This is a genomic window from Alcanivorax sp., from assembly GCF_017794965.1.
Lineage (GTDB): Bacteria > Pseudomonadota > Gammaproteobacteria > Pseudomonadales > Alcanivoracaceae > Alcanivorax.
On record NZ_CP051240.1, the window covers coordinates 1846196 to 1862145 of the forward strand.

A 15950-nucleotide genomic window follows, 5' to 3' on the forward strand; every position below is an offset into this window, starting at 1 on the left:
TGTTGTAATCCTTATAAGCACCCTGGTCATTACAGAGTACACATGTACGTTAACACACCGGTTACAAAAGCCAATGCGACAGTTACAAAGAGAATTGAAGACAAGAATGAAGGCCATCCTTTTGAATTTATTGAATAAAAACACCTCAAGAGACAAATTAACACTTTCGTATCATTGCAATTCATTGTGAACCATGTTCTTAGTGTTACGGCGCGTAACACTGTTGGGAACAATTCAGGTTACAGGTACACTGGCCCACCCTGTTTAGACGTGGCGCCATGAATCCGAGCTGTGTTTTTTTACTTGAAGGGCAACTCGTCGCCCTTCCCACCCCGTTGCAGACACTGACGCTGACGGCGCCGGAAAAGGCTTCCGCCCTGATCCAGGAAGTTAACCGCCGGCTGGCCACAGATTGTGCCTTCGCAGCCGGACTGATTCCCTACGAATTCAACAGCGGGAATAATGCCTCACCACTTGTGATCCACCTCTACCCGTCTCGCCCGGTACCTTTACCCACCGCTTTCCAGGCGGGCACGTTTGAGCTTGGCGCTGCCTTCCAGGCGCAAGTCAGCAAAACCGACTATCTCGCCAGCCTTGCACGCATTAAAGCGTACCTGGCCGCCGGGGACTGTTATCAGGTTAATCTGGCCCAGCGCTTTGCCACTACCTTTACGGGGTCACCATTAACGGCCTGGCTGAACCTGCAGGCAGATCACCCTGCCCCGCACAGTTGCTACTTTGATAGCGGCGCCTCAACCGTATTTGGAGTGTCACCAGAGCGCTTCCTTTCTATCCAGGGTCGCAAGGTCGTTACCGAACCCATCAAGGGATCCCGACCGCGCAGCCTGTCACCCGCAGAAGACAAGGCGCTGGGGGATGAATTACTGGCAAACCCCAAGGACAGGGCTGAGAACCTGATGATTGTGGATTTGCTACGCAATGATCTGGGCGCCGTCTGCACCCCCGGTTCTGTCACCGCAGCGCCACTGTTCGAATTGCGCAAGTTCAGCAATGTGCAGCACCTGGTCAGCACCATTCAGGGGGAGCTGCGTAGCGATGTATCGTCACTGGAGGCGCTGCTCCAGGCATTTCCTGGCGGCTCTATCACCGGGGCCCCGAAGAAAAGAGCCATGGAAATCATCGCGGAACTGGAGCCGGCTCCCCGTGGCGCTTACTGTGGCAGCTTCTTCTGGATGGATAATCAGGGCAATCTGGACAGCAACATCCTGATTCGCACCCTGCAAACGGAAGGCAACAACCTCTATTGCCATGGCGGCGGTGGCATCGTGTTCGATTCCGATCCAGAGGCGGAGTATGAGGAAAGCCGCTTCAAGGTGGAGAAGCTGATGGGGGCGCTGGAGAGTCGCTTTCTTGCCAAAGACTGACACACACATTCCTGCGAGCTACCTTCACCGGACTATCTCCCGTCGAAGCCATCTGCCAGGTCCAGAAAACCTTCGTTTGCAAGCAAACTCCCACAAAGCTCTCCTGCGCATCTACCCCCTCCTTAGTGGGAGCTCTCTGTGCTCGTCAGGGTATGCTTACAAATGAAGGGCTTCTGCATCTCCATGGCTAAAGGCTTCCCTTGCAAGCAAGGTCCCACAATTGCATCTCTACCTTAGAGATCCCCCCTGTGGGAGTTTGCTTGCAAACGAAGTTATTTGCTTGAAGGCTGGTATAGACCGGCCTTGAGACAAACGCCTACGGGATATACACAAATGGCTTACAGATTTTAAGGAGCCAGCCTCAAGATAGTTCCAATGCTCTTCGGCATGCTTGAGAAATGAAAACTCATTTCAAGAGCAAAGCCCTGAGACAGGGCCGTTATAGCGCCGCCGACAACATCTACCTTGTCACCACCGCTTGCCATGAGCGCACGCCAACGTTTCTGTTATTCAGCCATGCCCGTATCGCAATAAACGCCATCCGCCATAGCGACATGCAGGGGTTTTCCTCGACCTATGCCTTTGTCATCATGCCCGACCATCTCCATTGGCTTTTCCAGTTAGGATCAAAAGACAAGCTTTCCCGGGTTGTGCAAAGAGTGAAATCACAGGTTAGCCGTGAAATAAGGCAGTCTGATTCGTCGAAGCAGCAGGTCTGGCAGTCGGGCTTTCATGACCATGCCGTTAGGGATGAGGAAAGCCTTGTTGAAATAGCCCGCTATATCGTAGCGAATCCATTACGGGCCAGGCTTGTTCTGAATGTCGGGGATTATCCCCACTGGGACTGTATCTGGGTGGGCGAAGGTGATGTTCTGTAGGGCATGGAGTGACTGGCAGGGGAAACCTTCGTTTGCAAGCAAACTCCCACAGGGGGGGGGCCCCCTTAGGTGGAGGTGAACTGTGGGACTTTCTGCTTGCAAGGGAATTTTTTAATCTGGAGGGAGAAGCCCCTTTCGCATGCAGGCAAACTCCCACTGGGGTGACCCCTTAGGTGGAGGAGCAATTGTGGGACCTTGCTTGCAAGGGAAGCTTTTACATGTGGAGTGGAGAGCAGCCCTTCGCTTGCTAGCATACCCTGATGAGCACAGAGAGCTCTCACCAGGGCACACCGACACCGCTGCGCGGCACAAAAAAGCCGCGCCCGACCATGGGTGCGGCTTTTTCAGCTTCAACTGGCACCGACACGCCCCCGCGTTGTTGCGTGAAGCGTGATGAGTGCAGCGTCTCTTACAACGGAATATCCCGCGGGCTGGCCTTGACGATTTCCTTTTTCAGGTCTTCGTAGCTGTGCACGGCCGGGAACTGCGGGAATTCAGCAATCACATTATCCGGCGCATGGAACAGGATGCCCTGTTCCGCTTCTGCCAGCATAGTGGTGTCGTTGTAGGAATCACCCGCTGAAATGCAGTGGTAATTCAGGCTGTGGAACGCCTTGATGGACATCCGCTTCGGGTCTTTCTGACGCAGTTTGTAGTCGGTGATCTTACCCTTCTCGTCCACTTCCAGACGGTGGCAGAACAGGGTCGGCCAGCCCAGTTTCTTCATCAGCGGCTTGGCGAATTCGTAGAAGGTGTCGGACAGGATAATCAACTGGAAGTTCTCGCGAGCCCAGTCTACAAACTCCTTGGCACCGTCCAGCGGGTCCAGGGTGTCGATGACTTCCTGGATATCGGGAAGGCCATAGCCATTCTCGTCCAGGATACGCAGGCGCATCTGCATCAGTTCATCGTAGTCCGGGATGTCCCGGGTGGTGGCTCGGAGCTCTTCGATTCCGGTTTTTTCGGCAAAGTTGATCCAGATTTCCGGGATCAGGACCCCTTCCAGGTCGAGACACAGCAATTCCACGGCATTCCCCTATGGGTTGATCAGGCGCGCACAATGTAGCCGCGGGGCCTGTAGAAATCAATTGGCGTGGGTAAAGGGGGGAGTTACCACAGAGGGAACCGGGGTCGCTGGATGCCTGAAGCCAGATGCCTGACGATAAGATGGCAACAGCAGGTTGCACCATGTGCTTGTGCTTACACTATGCGTTATAGCGATATCGGTCCGGCTGCTCTGATTTGGTTACCATTGGCTTCTTTCGCGGAATACAGCCTTTCTGCCCAGGATTTGCTTTGCGGAATGCGCTCTTCTTTAGCATCAGGCATCCGGCGTCCAGCGTTTGGCGTAGAGTCGGAAAATCTCACCCTCCAGTCAGTTTTGGCTTGCCTCAGTTACCTCTTGGTAAACCCGGCATTAACGAATCGGCAGTTCGATATCCGCAAACAGGGCTTCCCGCTCTTCCCGGTTGCTGGCCTTGATGGCCGCTTCCACCCGGTCATGGGTGAGATGGGGCGCGAAAGCTTGCAGGAAGTCGAACATGAAGCCACGCAGGAAGGTGCCCTTGCGGAAACCGATGCGGGTGGTGCTGGACTCAAACAGGTGTCCCGCATCCAGCGCCACCAGTCCCTTGTCTTCCACCGGGTCCACTGCCATGTGGGCAATGATCCCCACCCCCATACCCAGCTTCACGTAGGTCTTGATCACATCAGCGTCGGCAGCAGTGAACACCACTTTCGGCTCCAGCCCCTTGTCGGTGAAGGCATCATCCAGCTTGCTGCGCCCGGTGAACCCGAACACGTAGGTGACAAGAGGGAATTCTGCCAGCGCCTCAAGGGTAAGGGGCTTCACCTGCGTCAGCGGATGTCCTTCAGGCACGACCACCGTCCGGTTCCAGCGGTAACAGGGCATCATGATCAGGTCCGAGAACAGGTCCAGCGCCTCGGTGGCAATGGCAAAGTCCACGCTGCCATTGGCTGCCATCTCGGAGATCTGCATGGGTGTGCCCTGATGCATATGCAACGACACATCCGGGAAGCGCTGGGTGAACTGATTGATCACCGGCGGCAAAGCGTAGCGGGCCTGGGTGTGGGTGGTCGCGATACTCAGCTCGCCACGGGACTCGTCACGGAATTCCTGGGCAACCCGGCGAATCGACTCTGTCTGCTGCAGAATCTCACCGGCAATGCGCAGGATCGCCTGGCCTGCCGGGGTAATATGAGTGAGGTGTTTTCCACTGCGGGCGAAGACCTCCACCCCAAGCTCATCTTCAAGCATGCGTATCTGCTTGCTGATACCCGGTTGAGAGGTATAGAGCGCTGCGGCAGTGGCAGACACATTGAGATCATGACGCGCCACTTCCCAGATGTAGCGTAATTGCTGCAACTTCATCCTTGCCTCCGCACGCTTTACTACTGGTTATAAGAATATAAGTAATTATGCAGCAAAAGCATACAGACGTAACGCCCTGCTCACAGAATTACCCGTTTTCGCCCGAAGCGAGGTTCGAAATGCCATGGGGAACATGCCCCGCCGCCACATGCTCGGCGGCGGACTCGCAATGGCCCTGTTGATCATCAAAGAACATGTCTGCCCCGAACGCTCTCAGGAAATCGCCCTTGGGGAGTCCACCCAGAAACAGGCTTTCATCCAGACGGATATCCCATTCCCGCAGGGTGCGCACTACTCGCTCGTGGGCCGGGGCACTGCGAGCCGTTACCAGTGCGGTGCGAATGGGACACTGGTCATGGGGAAAACTGTTCTGCAGCTGGTGCAGCGCAGCCAGGAAAGGTTTGAACGGCCCTCCATCCATGGGAGTCCGCGCAGACCGTTTCTCGTTCTCGGTAAACGCCGCCAGCCCATCGCTCTGGAATATCTGCTCGGACTCATCAGAGAACAGCACCGCATCGCCATCGAACGCCACCCGCAGGATGCCATCCTCTCCCTGACACTGGCCACCGGAAAGGATGGTGGCGGCGGCATACCCGGCTTCCAGCACCTGCCTCACATCGTCAGGGTCAGTGGAAAGAAACAGATGGGCACCGAAAGCCGACACGTAACGGTGGGGGCTCTCCCCACCGGCGAAGGCCGCCCGGGTAATAGGCAGCCCGTAATGCTCGATGGAGTTGAAAACCCTTAACCCGGTATCGGAGCTGTTCCGGGACAGCAGGATCACTTCCACCCTGCCCTCCCCCTCCGCCAGATCATTAATGGCCAGCAGCTTCCTGGCCAACGGAAAAGCATCACCGGGCTTGAGTACATCTTCCTCATGCTCGATCTGATACTCCTGAAACGCATCCAGTCCCTGCTCCAGGTACACCTTGTGACTGTCGGAAAGATCGAACAACGCACGGGAGCTGATAGCCACCACCAGTTTCCCGTCAAACGACACAGGCATGATTCATCTCTTTCGTTGCGATAGCGGCCAGTATCCTGCCGCTGGATCGAAAGCGCAATGCGATCCATCACAGTGCCGTTCGCCGTGGAAGTTCTGCCAATCACGACTCTTCTTCATGGAAGATCCATCAAAATGGCTACTTCTGTCCGACACAATTTGATCAATGGTTGTTCAGTTCATATATGTGGCATAGAGTTGTTCAAGCGCTGTTCGCAGCGTCACGCCAAGCTGTTTCATACCATCCGAAGGGGAAAGGGAGTCGTCCATGGCTGCTAACAAGGTAAAAGATACCGTTGAGGAACTTCAGGCGCAGATCCGCAAGTTGGCCGAGCGCTTTGACAAAGAACGTGAGAAGCAAATCGGCCAGCTGGAAAAACAGCTGGATAAAGCGCGTGAGCGTCTCAACAAGGAAATGGAACGTCGTCGCGAATACCTGACCAAGCTGGAGAAGCTGCAGGCGGAATACCGCGAAAAAGCGACTGCTACCGTCAAGCGTCAGCTTGATCGTGCCCGCAAGGCTGCTGACGATGCCCGCTCTCAGGTGGACGACTCTCAGGCGCGCAAGCGTATCCTCGAGACCGAGGTAAAGGTACTGAAAGCGACAGCCAAGCAGGCCCACAGCCTGGCACGAGTCATTGGTCAGTATGAAAAAGACCTGGAGAAGCGCGCCAAGGAAATCGAGAAAAAGGTAGCACCGAAGAAGGCCGCTACCCGCAAGGCACCGGCCAAGAAGAAAGCCGCTGCCAAGAAAGCGCCCGCCAAGAAAAAGGCGGCCGCCAAGAAAGCCCCTGCCAAGAAGAAGGCCGCTGCGAAGAAAAAAGCAGCCGCCAAGAAGGCGCCGCCAGCACCGAAAGCTGATAGCTAAGACTCTCTACTGAGTCCGAGCCACAAAAAAGCCCCAACCTTTCGGTCGGGGCTTTTTTGTGGGCCGCGCAATTGCGGGAAGTTGCTCCTACCGCGGTCTTCCCGTAGGAGCGTCGCTCGCGGCGCGATTCCAGCGGTTTACTCCGCCCAGGGGCGGAATCGGTGTCTGGTGGGAGATTCAGCTTGCTGAACGAAGATTCTGGCAACAGCTCCCGATCCGAGGTTTCAGCGATCCTTGTGGCGAAAACGTTTTTGATCTTGCTCTCAAATCGCGCCGCCAGCGACGCTCCTACGGAAAGGTGGGGCCTTCCCGGAAATCCGCGATGAACCTTTGTTGTGGGCCGCGCTGCGGCTGCTTCACGCTTCACGCAAAACCCAGCACAAATCAATCTGGAGCGTCAGGCATCAAGCGTCCTGCATGTATTCATGCCTGATTCGGCAGCAGATCTTCCATGCCAGCCAGGTAGCGGATCTGATGTTGATCAGACTCTCCCGCCAGCTCCTTGAGCGTTTGGTAGGTACGCAGCCCCATTCGGTAGGCCTGCCCGGCTCGCTGACAGCTGACCACTTCCGCTTCCACCTGGCGAAGAATCATGGCCGGGGAATAGAGATCTACCTTGACCAGGGTGCCCGGCGAAAGGCGCACCGGGGAAGTCACCCCAATACCGTATCGGTTGTAATCCAGCGCCTTGGCACGCGTTACAAAGCGCCAGCCGCCAAATAGCCGATGGCGAAAAAGGTCTACGCGCATCTGTGTACTGATGCGGGCCAGTTTGCGCCGATTGGCGCCACGGTTTTCTCTGCTATCCATGGGGGTACCCGTCTTGATTTTCTTACCTGCTGTGCGCCTTCCTGGCGCGGGTTCAGATCAGCACAATCGTGCCGCACTTTAAGCCTGGTTACAAATGTTAACACGCAGCAACAATGTGGCGACCACTTCAAACCGCCTGCCTTTTCGCTGTTCCGTCATGATCAGCATGGTATGATTTGGGCACTTTCTCAGGATCAGGATCACAGGGACGTGACAGTCACCCTCCGATACGGGTTTCAGCCTGCCATGCTCGGCCTGTTGCTGCTGCTCGGCACAACAAGCGACGGCGATGACACGGTAACTCCCTCCACGCCCCCCCTGTTCCCCCAGGCTCTGCCACAGGTAGAAGCGTCCTATCGTGTGACCGTGAATGGCATTCCGCTTGGGCTCAACGCCACGATCAGACTCACCCGGGACACCGGCCATTACCTGCTGCACTTCAAGGCAGAAAACAAGCTGTTTCGCCATGAAGAGGTTGCCCGATTCGATTGGGACAACTGCACAGCTGTACCCCATCATTACCGACATGAAAGCGCCGGATTCGGGATCAGCCGCGGCGGGGAAATTGCGTTTGACTGGGATAGCGGTACGGCCAGAGGCAGCAAGGCAGAATATCCCCTGGCCGCAGATGCCCTGGATGCGCTCAGTGTGGCCATGGTGGCACGGTGTAACATGGCCCAGGCCGATTCCGCCTTTACCTATTCGGTGGCCGAACCCGATGGCATGGATCAGTACCACTACCAGGCGCTGGACAGTGAAGTGATCAAGACCCCGGCGGGAGAATGGCAGGCATCTGGATTGGAAAGGGACTACGAAGAGCGTGGTCGAAAATCCCGGTTCTGGGCCGCCCCTGAGCTGGATTATTTCATGATCCGCATGGATCACCAGGAAAATCCGTTTATTCGTGGGCGAATAGAATTGACGGATTTCCGTTATCTGGAAGCCGAAGAAAGTCCCAGCCCGGAACGCCAGGCCGGCAGCACCGTTTCCAGCCGCTGAGCACAGGCGTCAAGACGTTCCTCGTAATCCTTTTCCAGCTGCCAGCGGTAACTGTCCTGCTGGTGCCGCCTGCGGGGGGTCAACCCCTTGCGGGCCTCACCACGATCAAACTGCTGACAGGTCTCGGCGAACTGGTGTAAATCTGACAGGTCCACTTTCGGTGTGATCGTCTCCGGCAAGGTATCCAGCAGCGCACTGATCCGAATGGCGGCCTCACTCAGCTCCACCTGTTTCTGTGCTACGGCCATGCATAGCACTTCCAGGCTGTCCAACACCGCACCCTGCTGCTTGATGGTTTCCCTTCGCTGCTGCCGTGCCAACCAGAGCCGCCACAACAACAAGCCCAACACGGTGCCGATTACCAGCCCGATCAGGGCAGCCAGGAGGATTTGCCAAGCGAGACTCATGTGGACTCCATTGCAAGAGAATGAGCAAAACCTGGGAGCCTCTGAATAACTCCTTGCGTGCTCAGCGTGGCCTGGAGTGTGCAGCTGTTGTGTCTTGTCTCGATGGTCAGGGTGGTTCCCTTTCCGAGAGGCAAGGCGCAGCAGATGGGCACTCCAGGCCGCGCCCTTTGGGTCTTCCAGGCTGGCCCACACTCGTTGTTGCGCTTTTTCGACAGGCAACCAGCATGCCTTCAAAAGCGCGCCTAGATTGAAAACCAGCCTGAAAGACTGAGCATGCAAGGAGTTATTCAGAGGCTCCCTAGAATTGAAAATACCGGGTCAGGGTACCATTGTAGCCGTCAGCCCTGATCTCTTCATCCTGGAGCCTGCATTGACCCCTTCATTAACGGATTGGCTATCTCCTCTTGCTGACCAACTCGAACCGTGGCTACCTGCCCTGACGGCTTTCGGGGTCATCATGGCGGTGGCCTCAATGATTGCCATCCCGGTGTTGATCGCCCGTATGCCCAGCGACTACTTCACGGCGTCGTATCAACCCCTTACCCACCGTCATCCACTCGGGTGGGTATTGTGGTGCTTTCGCAACCTGATAGCGCTGGTTCTGCTGGTGGCCGGCATCATCATGCTGGTGCTGCCCGGACAGGGCTTGCTGACTATCCTGATAGCCATCATGACCAGCACATTTCCGGGGAAATACCGCCTGGAACGCGCTATCATGCGCCGCCCGGGCGTCTACCGCGCCGCCAACTGGATTCGCCGCAAATACCAAAGGCCGCCGCTGGAACATCCGGATAATGGCTTCTCTGAACATCGCGCCGAGGACCCCAACCATGGTGATTAACAGCGCCGCTATTCGCTGGCACGGAGATTTTCTCGAATTGCTGGATCAACGGGTGCTGCCCACGGAAACCGTATGGTTGCCAATCCGTAATAGTGACGAGGCCGCCGCAGCAATCCGGGACATGGTGGTCCGGGGTGCGCCAGCCATCGGCATCACCGCGGCCTATGGCCTGGCTCTGGAAGCAGGCCGACAGGCAGAAGATGCCAGCATGGAAAATCTGGCTGACGCTATCGACACCTTGGCTGCCAGTCGCCCTACCGCAGTGAACCTGTTCTGGGCACTGAAGCGGTTGCAGGCCACAGGTGACGCCCTGCGTGGCAGCGCATTAGTCGATGCCCTCACCCAGGATGCCGAAGCAATTCATCAGGAAGACATTGCTGCCAACCATGCACTGGGAGCCTTTGGCGCCGCCCTGCTCCCTGATAACGCTACGGTTTATACCCACTGCAATACCGGTGCACTGGCCACTGGAGGCCACGGCACGGCGTTGGGCATCATCCGGACCGCGTGGGAACAACAGCGTCTGAAAGGTGTATATGCCGGCGAGACCCGACCCTGGCTGCAAGGCAGTCGTCTGACCAGTTGGGAGCTGGCCAACGATGGCATCCCCGTGACCCTGGTGGCCGACAGCACAGCCGGGCAATTGATGGCACAGGGCAAGATTCAGGCTGTGGTTGTCGGCGCTGACCGCATTACTGCAAATGGCGATACCGCCAACAAGATCGGCACCTACAATCTGGCCGTGCTGGCACAATATCACCGCATTCCCTTTATCGTCGCCGCCCCGGTTTCCACCCTGGATCCGGCCCTGGCAGACGGCTCCCACATCATTATCGAGGAGCGCCACGCGGACGAAGTGCGCCACGTACAGGGCAAACCCGTTGCTCCCAGCCAGGTCGCCGTATATAACCCGGCTTTTGACGTCACCCCTGCCGGGCTAATCACGGCTATCGTCACAGAGAGAGGCGTGATCGACAGGCCAAACACTGACAAAGTACTGGCTCACCTGCACAAGCCGTGATGCGGAGACATCCATGACAGAACGCCCCTATTCCACCGCCGACTTTCGCGAGGCCAGCCGTGCCCTGGCAGCCATTGGCCAGCGCATATATGGCAATGGCTGGTCCCCGGCCACCAGCAGCAACTATTCGGTACGACTGAACGACCAGTACGCCGCGGTCACCCAGTCCGGCAAGGACAAGGGCCTGCTGCGCGAAACCGACATCATGGCCGTGGACATGCAGGGCCTGCCGGCCAGCAGCGGTAAACCCTCCGCCGAAACCCTGCTGCATACCCAGCTGTATCGTCGCTACCCTGATGTGGGCGCCGTGCTGCACACCCATAGTCATGCCAGTACCGTGCTGACCCTGCACTGGCCGGCCAATAGCCTTTCACTGGAAGGTTATGAGCTTCTCAAGGCGCTGGATGGCTACACCACCCATGAAAGCCGACTGGTGATCCCGGTGTTCGACAACACCCAGGATATCGCTGCACTGGCCGAACAAGTGGATGCGGCCATGGCACAGGGTGATGCCAGCCACGCCTATTTGATCCGTGGACATGGCCTGTACACCTGGGCGGAAGATCTGCCAACCTGCTACCGACAACTTGAAGCGCTGGAAGTCCTGCTCGCCATCGAGCTGGACCGCCGGCGACTGAGTGGAGTCTAAGATGAGTGAATTGAAAGTCTTCGCAGAAGGCGCCCCCGATAGCCCCGTGCAGCAATTGACGGACAAATCCGCCATGGCCAGGGTGCTGGCTGGTGCCGGTGTTCGCTATGAGCAGTGGGAGGCCTCCGCTCCACTTTCCGAGCATCCCTCCCAGGAAGAGGTCATCGCCGCCTATCAGCCCGATATTGATCGTCTTATGGAAACGGAGGGCTACCAGACCGTGGACGTGGTGAGCATGGTGCCTGACCACCCGGAAAAAGCGGCTTTCCGTCAAAAGTTCCTGGATGAGCACCGTCACAGTGAAGATGAAGTGCGCTTCTTTGTGGAAGGACAAGGCCTGTTCACCCTGCATATTGATGACAAGGTCTATGAAGTGCTGTGCACCAAGGGCGACCTGATCAGCGTGCCGGCCAATACTCCGCACTGGTTCGACATGGGCTCACAGCCCCGCTTTGTGGCCATTCGCCTGTTCAACAATACCGAAGGCTGGGTGGCCAACTTTACCGGCAGTGATATCGCCAGCCGATTCTCGCGCCTGGACTAACCCAGTCGCCGCAGGAGCCTGCCAGCAGGCGATGGATAAGCAAGAGCGAGTTACGAGTTACGAGTTACGAGTTACGAGTTACGAAGATCAAAACCCGCCAAAACCTGAAGGAAAAGTGGTTCAGGGTTTTCGCTACTCGAAACTCGCACCTCGCTTCTTGCATTCAAGAGCCTCACAACCCACCTAACCGCAATCACGGATAGCACCATGATCAAGGCCATCGTCACCGATATCGAAGGCACCACCAGCAGCATTTCCTTTGTGAAAGAAGTGCTGTTCCCCTATGCCGCCAAGGCGTTCCCCGCCTTTCTGCAAGCGAATTGGGACGATGACAGTGTGTCCGCCCAGATTGCCGCCGCGGAAGCGGAATACGGACAACCACTACCGACAGCAGATGCCGCCAATGCGGTCTTCCAGCAGTGGATTGCAGAAGACCGCAAGGCCACGCCCCTGAAGGCCCTGCAAGGGATGATATGGAAACAGGGCTACCAGAACGGCGACTACACCGCCCACCTCTACCCGGACACGGCCAGCGCCCTGAATCAGTGGAAACAACAGGGGCTGGCTCTTTACGTCTACTCCTCAGGCTCCATTGCCGCCCAGAAACTGTTCTTCGGCTACAGCGATGCAGGCGATCTGACCCACCTGTTCAGCGGGTACTTTGACACCACCTCCGGGCACAAGCAGGAGACACAGAGCTATCGCAACATTCAGACTGCCATCGGACTGCCTGCAGAGCAGCTGCTGTTCCTGTCGGATATAGAAGCCGAGCTGGATGCCGCACGGCAAGCAGGCTTCAAGACCATCCGCCTGGACCGGGAAGGCAGCCAGGGAGAGAGCAAGCACAAGGTCGTCACCAGCTTCAACGAGATTGATCTCACCAACCTGTGATCCTTAAATACAGATTGCAGAAGAACCTCCAAAGGTGCGACCCAGCCAGCTGTAGGAGCGAGCCTGCTCGCGATCCGAGCCTCAAGATGCGCTCCTACAGCGGCTTCGTAGAAACGCCGGTTCCTTTGTAGGAGCCCAGCTTGCCTGGGCGAATCGGGCAGCTAAACAAACCGCCCAGCCCCGGAAACTTTTAGACCTTTCTTATTCCAATCGACCGTAGCTCGTAGCTCGTAGCTCAAATCATTTCGGCTCGCGGCAGGAAAGCACCACAAACTTCCGGTTACTCCCCACGACCTGCACATTGGCAAACAGGCGGCGGAGCAGCTTGTGATAGCCCAGATGCTGATTGCCAATCACCCTCAGTTCCCCACCCTTTGCCAGATGCTGGCTCGCCTGACGGAAAAGACGGCGGGCAACGTGGTCACCCACCGCATGCCCCTCATGGAATGGCGGGTTAAGCAGGATGCAGTCAAAGCGGCCTTCAAGGCCTTGCAGACCATCGCCATGATGGAAGGCGACACTGGCCTCGGCAAAGTAACCTGCCACATTCTCCCGGGCACTTTTCAGCGCCTGCCAGGATTCATCACAGAAGGTGACAGAGGCGCCAGGCTGCTGCTGGAGAACGGCCAGGCCGATCACACCGTTCCCGCACCCCAGATCTGCGACGCGGGCGTCGTTTGCCAAGCCTTCCGGCAGGTGATCCAGGAAAAAGCGCGCCCCGATATCCAGCTGCTGCTGGGAAAACACCCCGGCGTGGACCACCAGAGGCCCCATTGGGCCCTCCACATGGCTGGGATACGGCGCTTCCGCCAGCACCTTGCCCGGTGCGACGGCACTGAACAAGCGGGCTTTTTTCCAGCCATACTCTGCCTGGCCATTGCCCAGATACGTTTCAAGCAACGGCACCAGTTGCCGAGGCAGATGCTTGTCCATGCCACTGAGCCATACCGGTACGCCCTCCGCCAGCTGCATGCTGAGCCAGCTGAGCTGAGCTTCCAACAGGGCCAATGACTTGGGTACGCGCATCAATACCTGATCCGCAGCGCCGGGCAGGTCCTCACCGGGCCAGCAATAGGGTACTGACGGTATTTGATTGGCCTTGGCATTACGCTGGATATTGTCCATGGCCAGCCAGGAATCGCCACTTGCCACCACCCCACCAGCAGCGGATGCAGCCAATGCCAACGCGCCATGGTTATCGTTCACCACCAGGGTCTCCCCCCCTACACTGGCCCGCTCTGACAGGGTATTCAGCAGGTAGCGGTCTGCATTATCCCAGGCCTGCAGGGCCTCATTTCGCTGGCGAGGCCAGCGATACAGGGTCAGGGTTCCCCAGGGATGTATCAATGCATGCATGGCGGCTGGCTCCAGCAGTCCGGCGTGAGAGGGGCCGCATTCTGCCTGCAGATGCAGCCGTTGGCCATATTATGCGCAAACGGCCATCATGGCGGCATTTAGGTATGGCAATTTCGAAATTCGCTGCTAGAATGCGCCAGCACAACTTCCGGAATATAGCTCAGCCTGGTAGAGCACTACGTTCGGGACGTAGGGGTCGCAGGTTCGAATCCTGCTATTCCGACCAATTAAAAAGGCCGCTCAATGAGCGGCCTTTTTTTATGCCGCTTCGCGGCTGCAAGGTACCTGACGCTAGATGCCTGACGCTAAAAGTCGAAACCAAAGCCGTTTTCACCACAGAGGGCACAGAGAAAACCCTCTTTCCGCAGTGCTCTCTGTGGTAAATCTGCCTTTAACAACGCCGGGCTACAGCACAGCCTGACTTGACGATCACAACAGCGACTCTCCTGCCGGCAGCCTCCTCAGCAGTCGATTCCCGCTAATTCGCGATGAACCTTTTCTATGCCCCCCTGGGGGACGCTGAACTTCGGGAACCTGCCCTCACGCGAAAGATCGCGCTCAAGGCAAATTCGCTTGCAAGCAAGCTCCCACATCAAACAACGAGGCCGTACTCTATGCCAGCCTCGGGTTGAGGGTGTAGGTGCCGGTGATGCTGGCAGAATCCAGCGCGTGGGCCTTGATGATTTCTGCCAGTGCGGCGCCACTGAAATCGTCTGCAGTGGGCAGGGTATCCACATCCAGCGCATACACGGTGAAGACATAGCGGTGAATGATGCTGTCATTCCAGGGTGGGCACGGGCCGTCGTAACCGAAGTAATCCCCTTCCATATCCGCATCACCCGCGAACCAGCCAGTATAATCATTCTTGCCGTGCCGCAGGCCGTTGCCAGCCTCCGGGCCTGACTTGCCCTTTGGCGTGATGCCATTGCAGAACGCTCCTTCCTCCACGCTGCTCTGATCAGCGGGAATATCGAACAGGGTCCAATGATAAAAATCCACACGCGGAAGTGACTCAGGTACTTCACGGTCTTCCTGGTTCACATCATCACCTGCGCTGGGTACATCCGGGTCATGCACCACGATGGCAAAGGAGCGGGTGCCCTCCGGCGCGCCGGTCCAGGCCAGGTGCGGACTCAGATTATCGGACAGTGCGACGTGATTCTCAGGATCGATCACCGCAAATACATACTTCGCGCCGACGGGCTGCTGATCGGTCAGGCTATTGCTGACTAACTGCATGGTTGGACTCCTGTTGAGGGAATGAATGTACTCATGACACAGGCTCAGGATGACATTTTCAAGGACAAGAAAACGGGAATTGACCAAGAGAATGATAAACCGGTCTGCCATCAGCACCCCGCTGGCTTTGATAGAGCTGCAGCGTATTCACTGGCAGTGTCCACGCCCCGGAGACTCTGGTAACCGGGCCTCCCGGCTTTGCCAGGGTGATATGGGGACGAAACGGACGGGATTCCAGCATCATTTCCTGGTCCATCAACAGCTTGGCCACACGGCCGTGCAGGCTCTGCAACGGTTCGGTCAGCGCGCCGCTCAAGGCGAAATAAGGTCCCCGGTCACGGGGAAAGGGCTCGCAGCGGGTCAGCGCCACCGAAAAAGCAGTGAACGTCTCAGCAATGCGCGGCAGAGCGAACATCAAGTCATCGACCTGGGTCTGCTGGCAGTCGCCAAGAAACGCCAGGGTCATGTGCAAATTTTCCTTGGGCACCGCCCCAGGGTGTGGCTCCGCAAGCCTCACACACTCATCAGCCAGGGTGTCGCAAACCGGTATACCGATAAAACAGCGCATGGTCTTCTCCCGTCCGTGACTCAGCCAGCCAGCAGGCATGGCTTCATGACGCTGACACCGGTAGAATTGCGCCCCCACGACCTACTACCCTGCCGCCAG

17 protein-coding genes and 1 tRNA gene are annotated in these 15950 nt (G+C 57.2%); 10 read left to right on the forward strand and 8 right to left on the reverse strand.

Annotated features, from left to right (window positions below; all coding sequences use genetic code 11):
• Positions 1-278: 278 nt before the first annotated feature.
• Both HF945_RS08225 and HF945_RS08230 read left to right on the forward strand, forming a co-directional pair.
• Positions 279-1385 carry an anthranilate synthase component I family protein gene (locus HF945_RS08225; RefSeq protein WP_290525252.1) on the forward strand — a complete coding sequence of 369 codons (1107 nt, stop codon included), beginning with the start codon at positions 279-281 and terminating at the stop codon, positions 1383-1385.
• Positions 1386-1783: 398 nt separating this feature from the next.
• Positions 1784-2263: a transposase gene (locus tag HF945_RS08230; RefSeq protein WP_290525253.1), complete on the forward strand. Its 480-nt coding sequence runs from the start codon at positions 1784-1786 to the stop codon at positions 2261-2263.
• 409 nt (positions 2264-2672) lie between these two features.
• Here HF945_RS08230 and thrH read toward each other — a convergent pair whose 3' ends face one another.
• The 3 genes from thrH to HF945_RS08245 all read right to left on the reverse strand — a co-directional run bounded on the left by thrH (position 2673) and on the right by HF945_RS08245 (position 5661).
• The gene (gene thrH / locus HF945_RS08235; RefSeq protein WP_290525254.1) at positions 2673-3290 is read right to left on the reverse strand and encodes a bifunctional phosphoserine phosphatase/homoserine phosphotransferase ThrH; all 618 of its coding nucleotides are present in this window, start codon (positions 3288-3290) and stop codon (positions 2673-2675) included.
• A gap of 390 nt (positions 3291-3680) precedes the next feature.
• Positions 3681-4655 carry an HTH-type transcriptional regulator CysB gene (gene cysB, locus HF945_RS08240; protein ID WP_161317663.1) on the reverse strand — a complete coding sequence of 325 codons (975 nt, stop codon included), beginning with the start codon at positions 4653-4655 and terminating at the stop codon, positions 3681-3683.
• Between the two features lie 88 nt (positions 4656-4743).
• Positions 4744-5661, reverse strand: a complete 918-nt coding sequence (locus HF945_RS08245) for a 5'-nucleotidase (protein WP_290525255.1) — start codon at positions 5659-5661, stop codon at positions 4744-4746.
• A 265-nt stretch (positions 5662-5926) separates the two neighbouring features.
• On the opposite strand from HF945_RS08245, the gene HF945_RS08250 reads away from it, so the two are divergent.
• A complete protein-coding gene (locus HF945_RS08250; protein WP_290525256.1) occupies positions 5927-6526 on the forward strand; it encodes a hypothetical protein in 600 nt (199 codons plus the stop codon).
• Between the two features lie 423 nt (positions 6527-6949).
• On the opposite strand, the gene HF945_RS08255 is transcribed toward HF945_RS08250, so the two are convergent.
• Positions 6950-7336: a PilZ domain-containing protein gene (locus HF945_RS08255; RefSeq protein WP_290525257.1), complete on the reverse strand. Its 387-nt coding sequence runs from the start codon at positions 7334-7336 to the stop codon at positions 6950-6952.
• Positions 7337-7546: 210 nt separating this feature from the next.
• Here HF945_RS08255 and HF945_RS08260 point away from each other — a divergent pair, with 210 nt between their 5' ends.
• Positions 7547-8335 carry a DUF3108 domain-containing protein gene (locus HF945_RS08260; protein WP_290525258.1) on the forward strand — a complete coding sequence of 263 codons (789 nt, stop codon included), beginning with the start codon at positions 7547-7549 and terminating at the stop codon, positions 8333-8335.
• Here HF945_RS08260 and HF945_RS08265 read toward each other — a convergent pair.
• On the reverse strand, positions 8269-8742 hold the full coding sequence (locus tag HF945_RS08265) for a DUF2489 domain-containing protein (RefSeq protein ID WP_290525259.1): 474 nt from the start codon (positions 8740-8742) through the stop codon (positions 8269-8271). The genes HF945_RS08260 and HF945_RS08265 overlap by 67 nt on opposite strands.
• Positions 8743-9199: 457 nt before the next feature.
• Between HF945_RS08265 and HF945_RS08270 the strand changes: the two genes are divergently transcribed.
• The 5 genes from HF945_RS08270 to mtnC all read left to right on the forward strand — a co-directional run bounded on the left by HF945_RS08270 (position 9200) and on the right by mtnC (position 12688).
• Entirely contained in the window at positions 9200-9583 is a 384-nt protein-coding gene (locus HF945_RS08270; RefSeq protein WP_290525260.1) for a PGPGW domain-containing protein, read from the forward strand.
• A complete protein-coding gene (gene mtnA / locus HF945_RS08275) occupies positions 9573-10604 on the forward strand; it encodes an S-methyl-5-thioribose-1-phosphate isomerase (protein WP_290525261.1) in 1032 nt (343 codons plus the stop codon). The genes HF945_RS08270 and mtnA overlap by 11 nt, the downstream gene beginning before the upstream one ends.
• A 13-nt stretch (positions 10605-10617) precedes the next feature.
• Positions 10618-11253 (forward strand): methylthioribulose 1-phosphate dehydratase, encoded by a 636-nt coding sequence (locus HF945_RS08280; RefSeq protein WP_290525262.1) that lies wholly within the window; start codon positions 10618-10620, stop codon positions 11251-11253.
• A 1-nt stretch (position 11254) separates the two neighbouring features.
• Positions 11255-11797: a cupin domain-containing protein gene (locus HF945_RS08285; RefSeq protein WP_290525263.1), complete on the forward strand. Its 543-nt coding sequence runs from the start codon at positions 11255-11257 to the stop codon at positions 11795-11797.
• Positions 11798-12004: 207 nt separating this feature from the next.
• On the forward strand, positions 12005-12688 hold the full coding sequence (gene mtnC / locus HF945_RS08290; protein ID WP_290525264.1) for an acireductone synthase: 684 nt from the start codon (positions 12005-12007) through the stop codon (positions 12686-12688).
• 240 nt (positions 12689-12928) lie between these two features.
• On the opposite strand, the gene HF945_RS08295 is transcribed toward mtnC, so the two are convergent.
• Complete coding sequence (locus HF945_RS08295; protein ID WP_290525265.1) at positions 12929-14044, reverse strand: class I SAM-dependent methyltransferase; 1116 nt, start codon at positions 14042-14044, stop codon at positions 12929-12931.
• Between the two features lie 149 nt (positions 14045-14193).
• Here HF945_RS08295 and HF945_RS08300 point away from each other — a divergent pair.
• A tRNA-Pro gene (locus HF945_RS08300) sits at positions 14194-14270 on the forward strand.
• Between the two features lie 386 nt (positions 14271-14656).
• Here HF945_RS08300 and HF945_RS08305 read toward each other — a convergent pair.
• Together HF945_RS08305 and thpR are read right to left on the reverse strand one after the other, a co-directional pair.
• Positions 14657-15283 carry a YbhB/YbcL family Raf kinase inhibitor-like protein gene (locus tag HF945_RS08305; RefSeq protein ID WP_290525266.1) on the reverse strand — a complete coding sequence of 209 codons (627 nt, stop codon included), beginning with the start codon at positions 15281-15283 and terminating at the stop codon, positions 14657-14659.
• A gap of 58 nt (positions 15284-15341) precedes the next feature.
• Positions 15342-15851 (reverse strand): RNA 2',3'-cyclic phosphodiesterase, encoded by a 510-nt coding sequence (gene thpR, locus HF945_RS08310; protein WP_290525267.1) that lies wholly within the window; start codon positions 15849-15851, stop codon positions 15342-15344.
• Positions 15852-15950: the final 99 nt, after the last annotated feature.

Coding starts and splice junctions, on each gene's coding strand:
- mtnA (WP_290525261.1), top strand. CDS start 9,573: ATGGTGATTAACAGCGCCGCTATTCGCTGGCACGGAGATTTTCTCGAA.
- HF945_RS08295 (WP_290525265.1), bottom strand. CDS start 14,044: ATGCATGCATTGATACATCCCTGGGGAACCCTGACCCTGTATCGCTGG.
- thpR (WP_290525267.1), bottom strand. CDS start 15,851: ATGCGCTGTTTTATCGGTATACCGGTTTGCGACACCCTGGCTGATGAG.
- HF945_RS08255 (WP_290525257.1), bottom strand. CDS start 7,336: ATGGATAGCAGAGAAAACCGTGGCGCCAATCGGCGCAAACTGGCCCGC.
- HF945_RS08285 (WP_290525263.1), top strand. CDS start 11,255: ATGAGTGAATTGAAAGTCTTCGCAGAAGGCGCCCCCGATAGCCCCGTG.
- mtnC (WP_290525264.1), top strand. CDS start 12,005: ATGATCAAGGCCATCGTCACCGATATCGAAGGCACCACCAGCAGCATT.
- HF945_RS08245 (WP_290525255.1), bottom strand. CDS start 5,661: ATGCCTGTGTCGTTTGACGGGAAACTGGTGGTGGCTATCAGCTCCCGT.
- HF945_RS08225 (WP_290525252.1), top strand. CDS start 279: ATGAATCCGAGCTGTGTTTTTTTACTTGAAGGGCAACTCGTCGCCCTT.
- HF945_RS08305 (WP_290525266.1), bottom strand. CDS start 15,283: ATGCAGTTAGTCAGCAATAGCCTGACCGATCAGCAGCCCGTCGGCGCG.
- HF945_RS08270 (WP_290525260.1), top strand. CDS start 9,200: ATGGCGGTGGCCTCAATGATTGCCATCCCGGTGTTGATCGCCCGTATG.
- HF945_RS08250 (WP_290525256.1), top strand. CDS start 5,927: ATGGCTGCTAACAAGGTAAAAGATACCGTTGAGGAACTTCAGGCGCAG.
- HF945_RS08230 (WP_290525253.1), top strand. CDS start 1,784: ATGAAAACTCATTTCAAGAGCAAAGCCCTGAGACAGGGCCGTTATAGC.
- HF945_RS08265 (WP_290525259.1), bottom strand. CDS start 8,742: ATGAGTCTCGCTTGGCAAATCCTCCTGGCTGCCCTGATCGGGCTGGTA.
- cysB (WP_161317663.1), bottom strand. CDS start 4,655: ATGAAGTTGCAGCAATTACGCTACATCTGGGAAGTGGCGCGTCATGAT.
- HF945_RS08280 (WP_290525262.1), top strand. CDS start 10,618: ATGACAGAACGCCCCTATTCCACCGCCGACTTTCGCGAGGCCAGCCGT.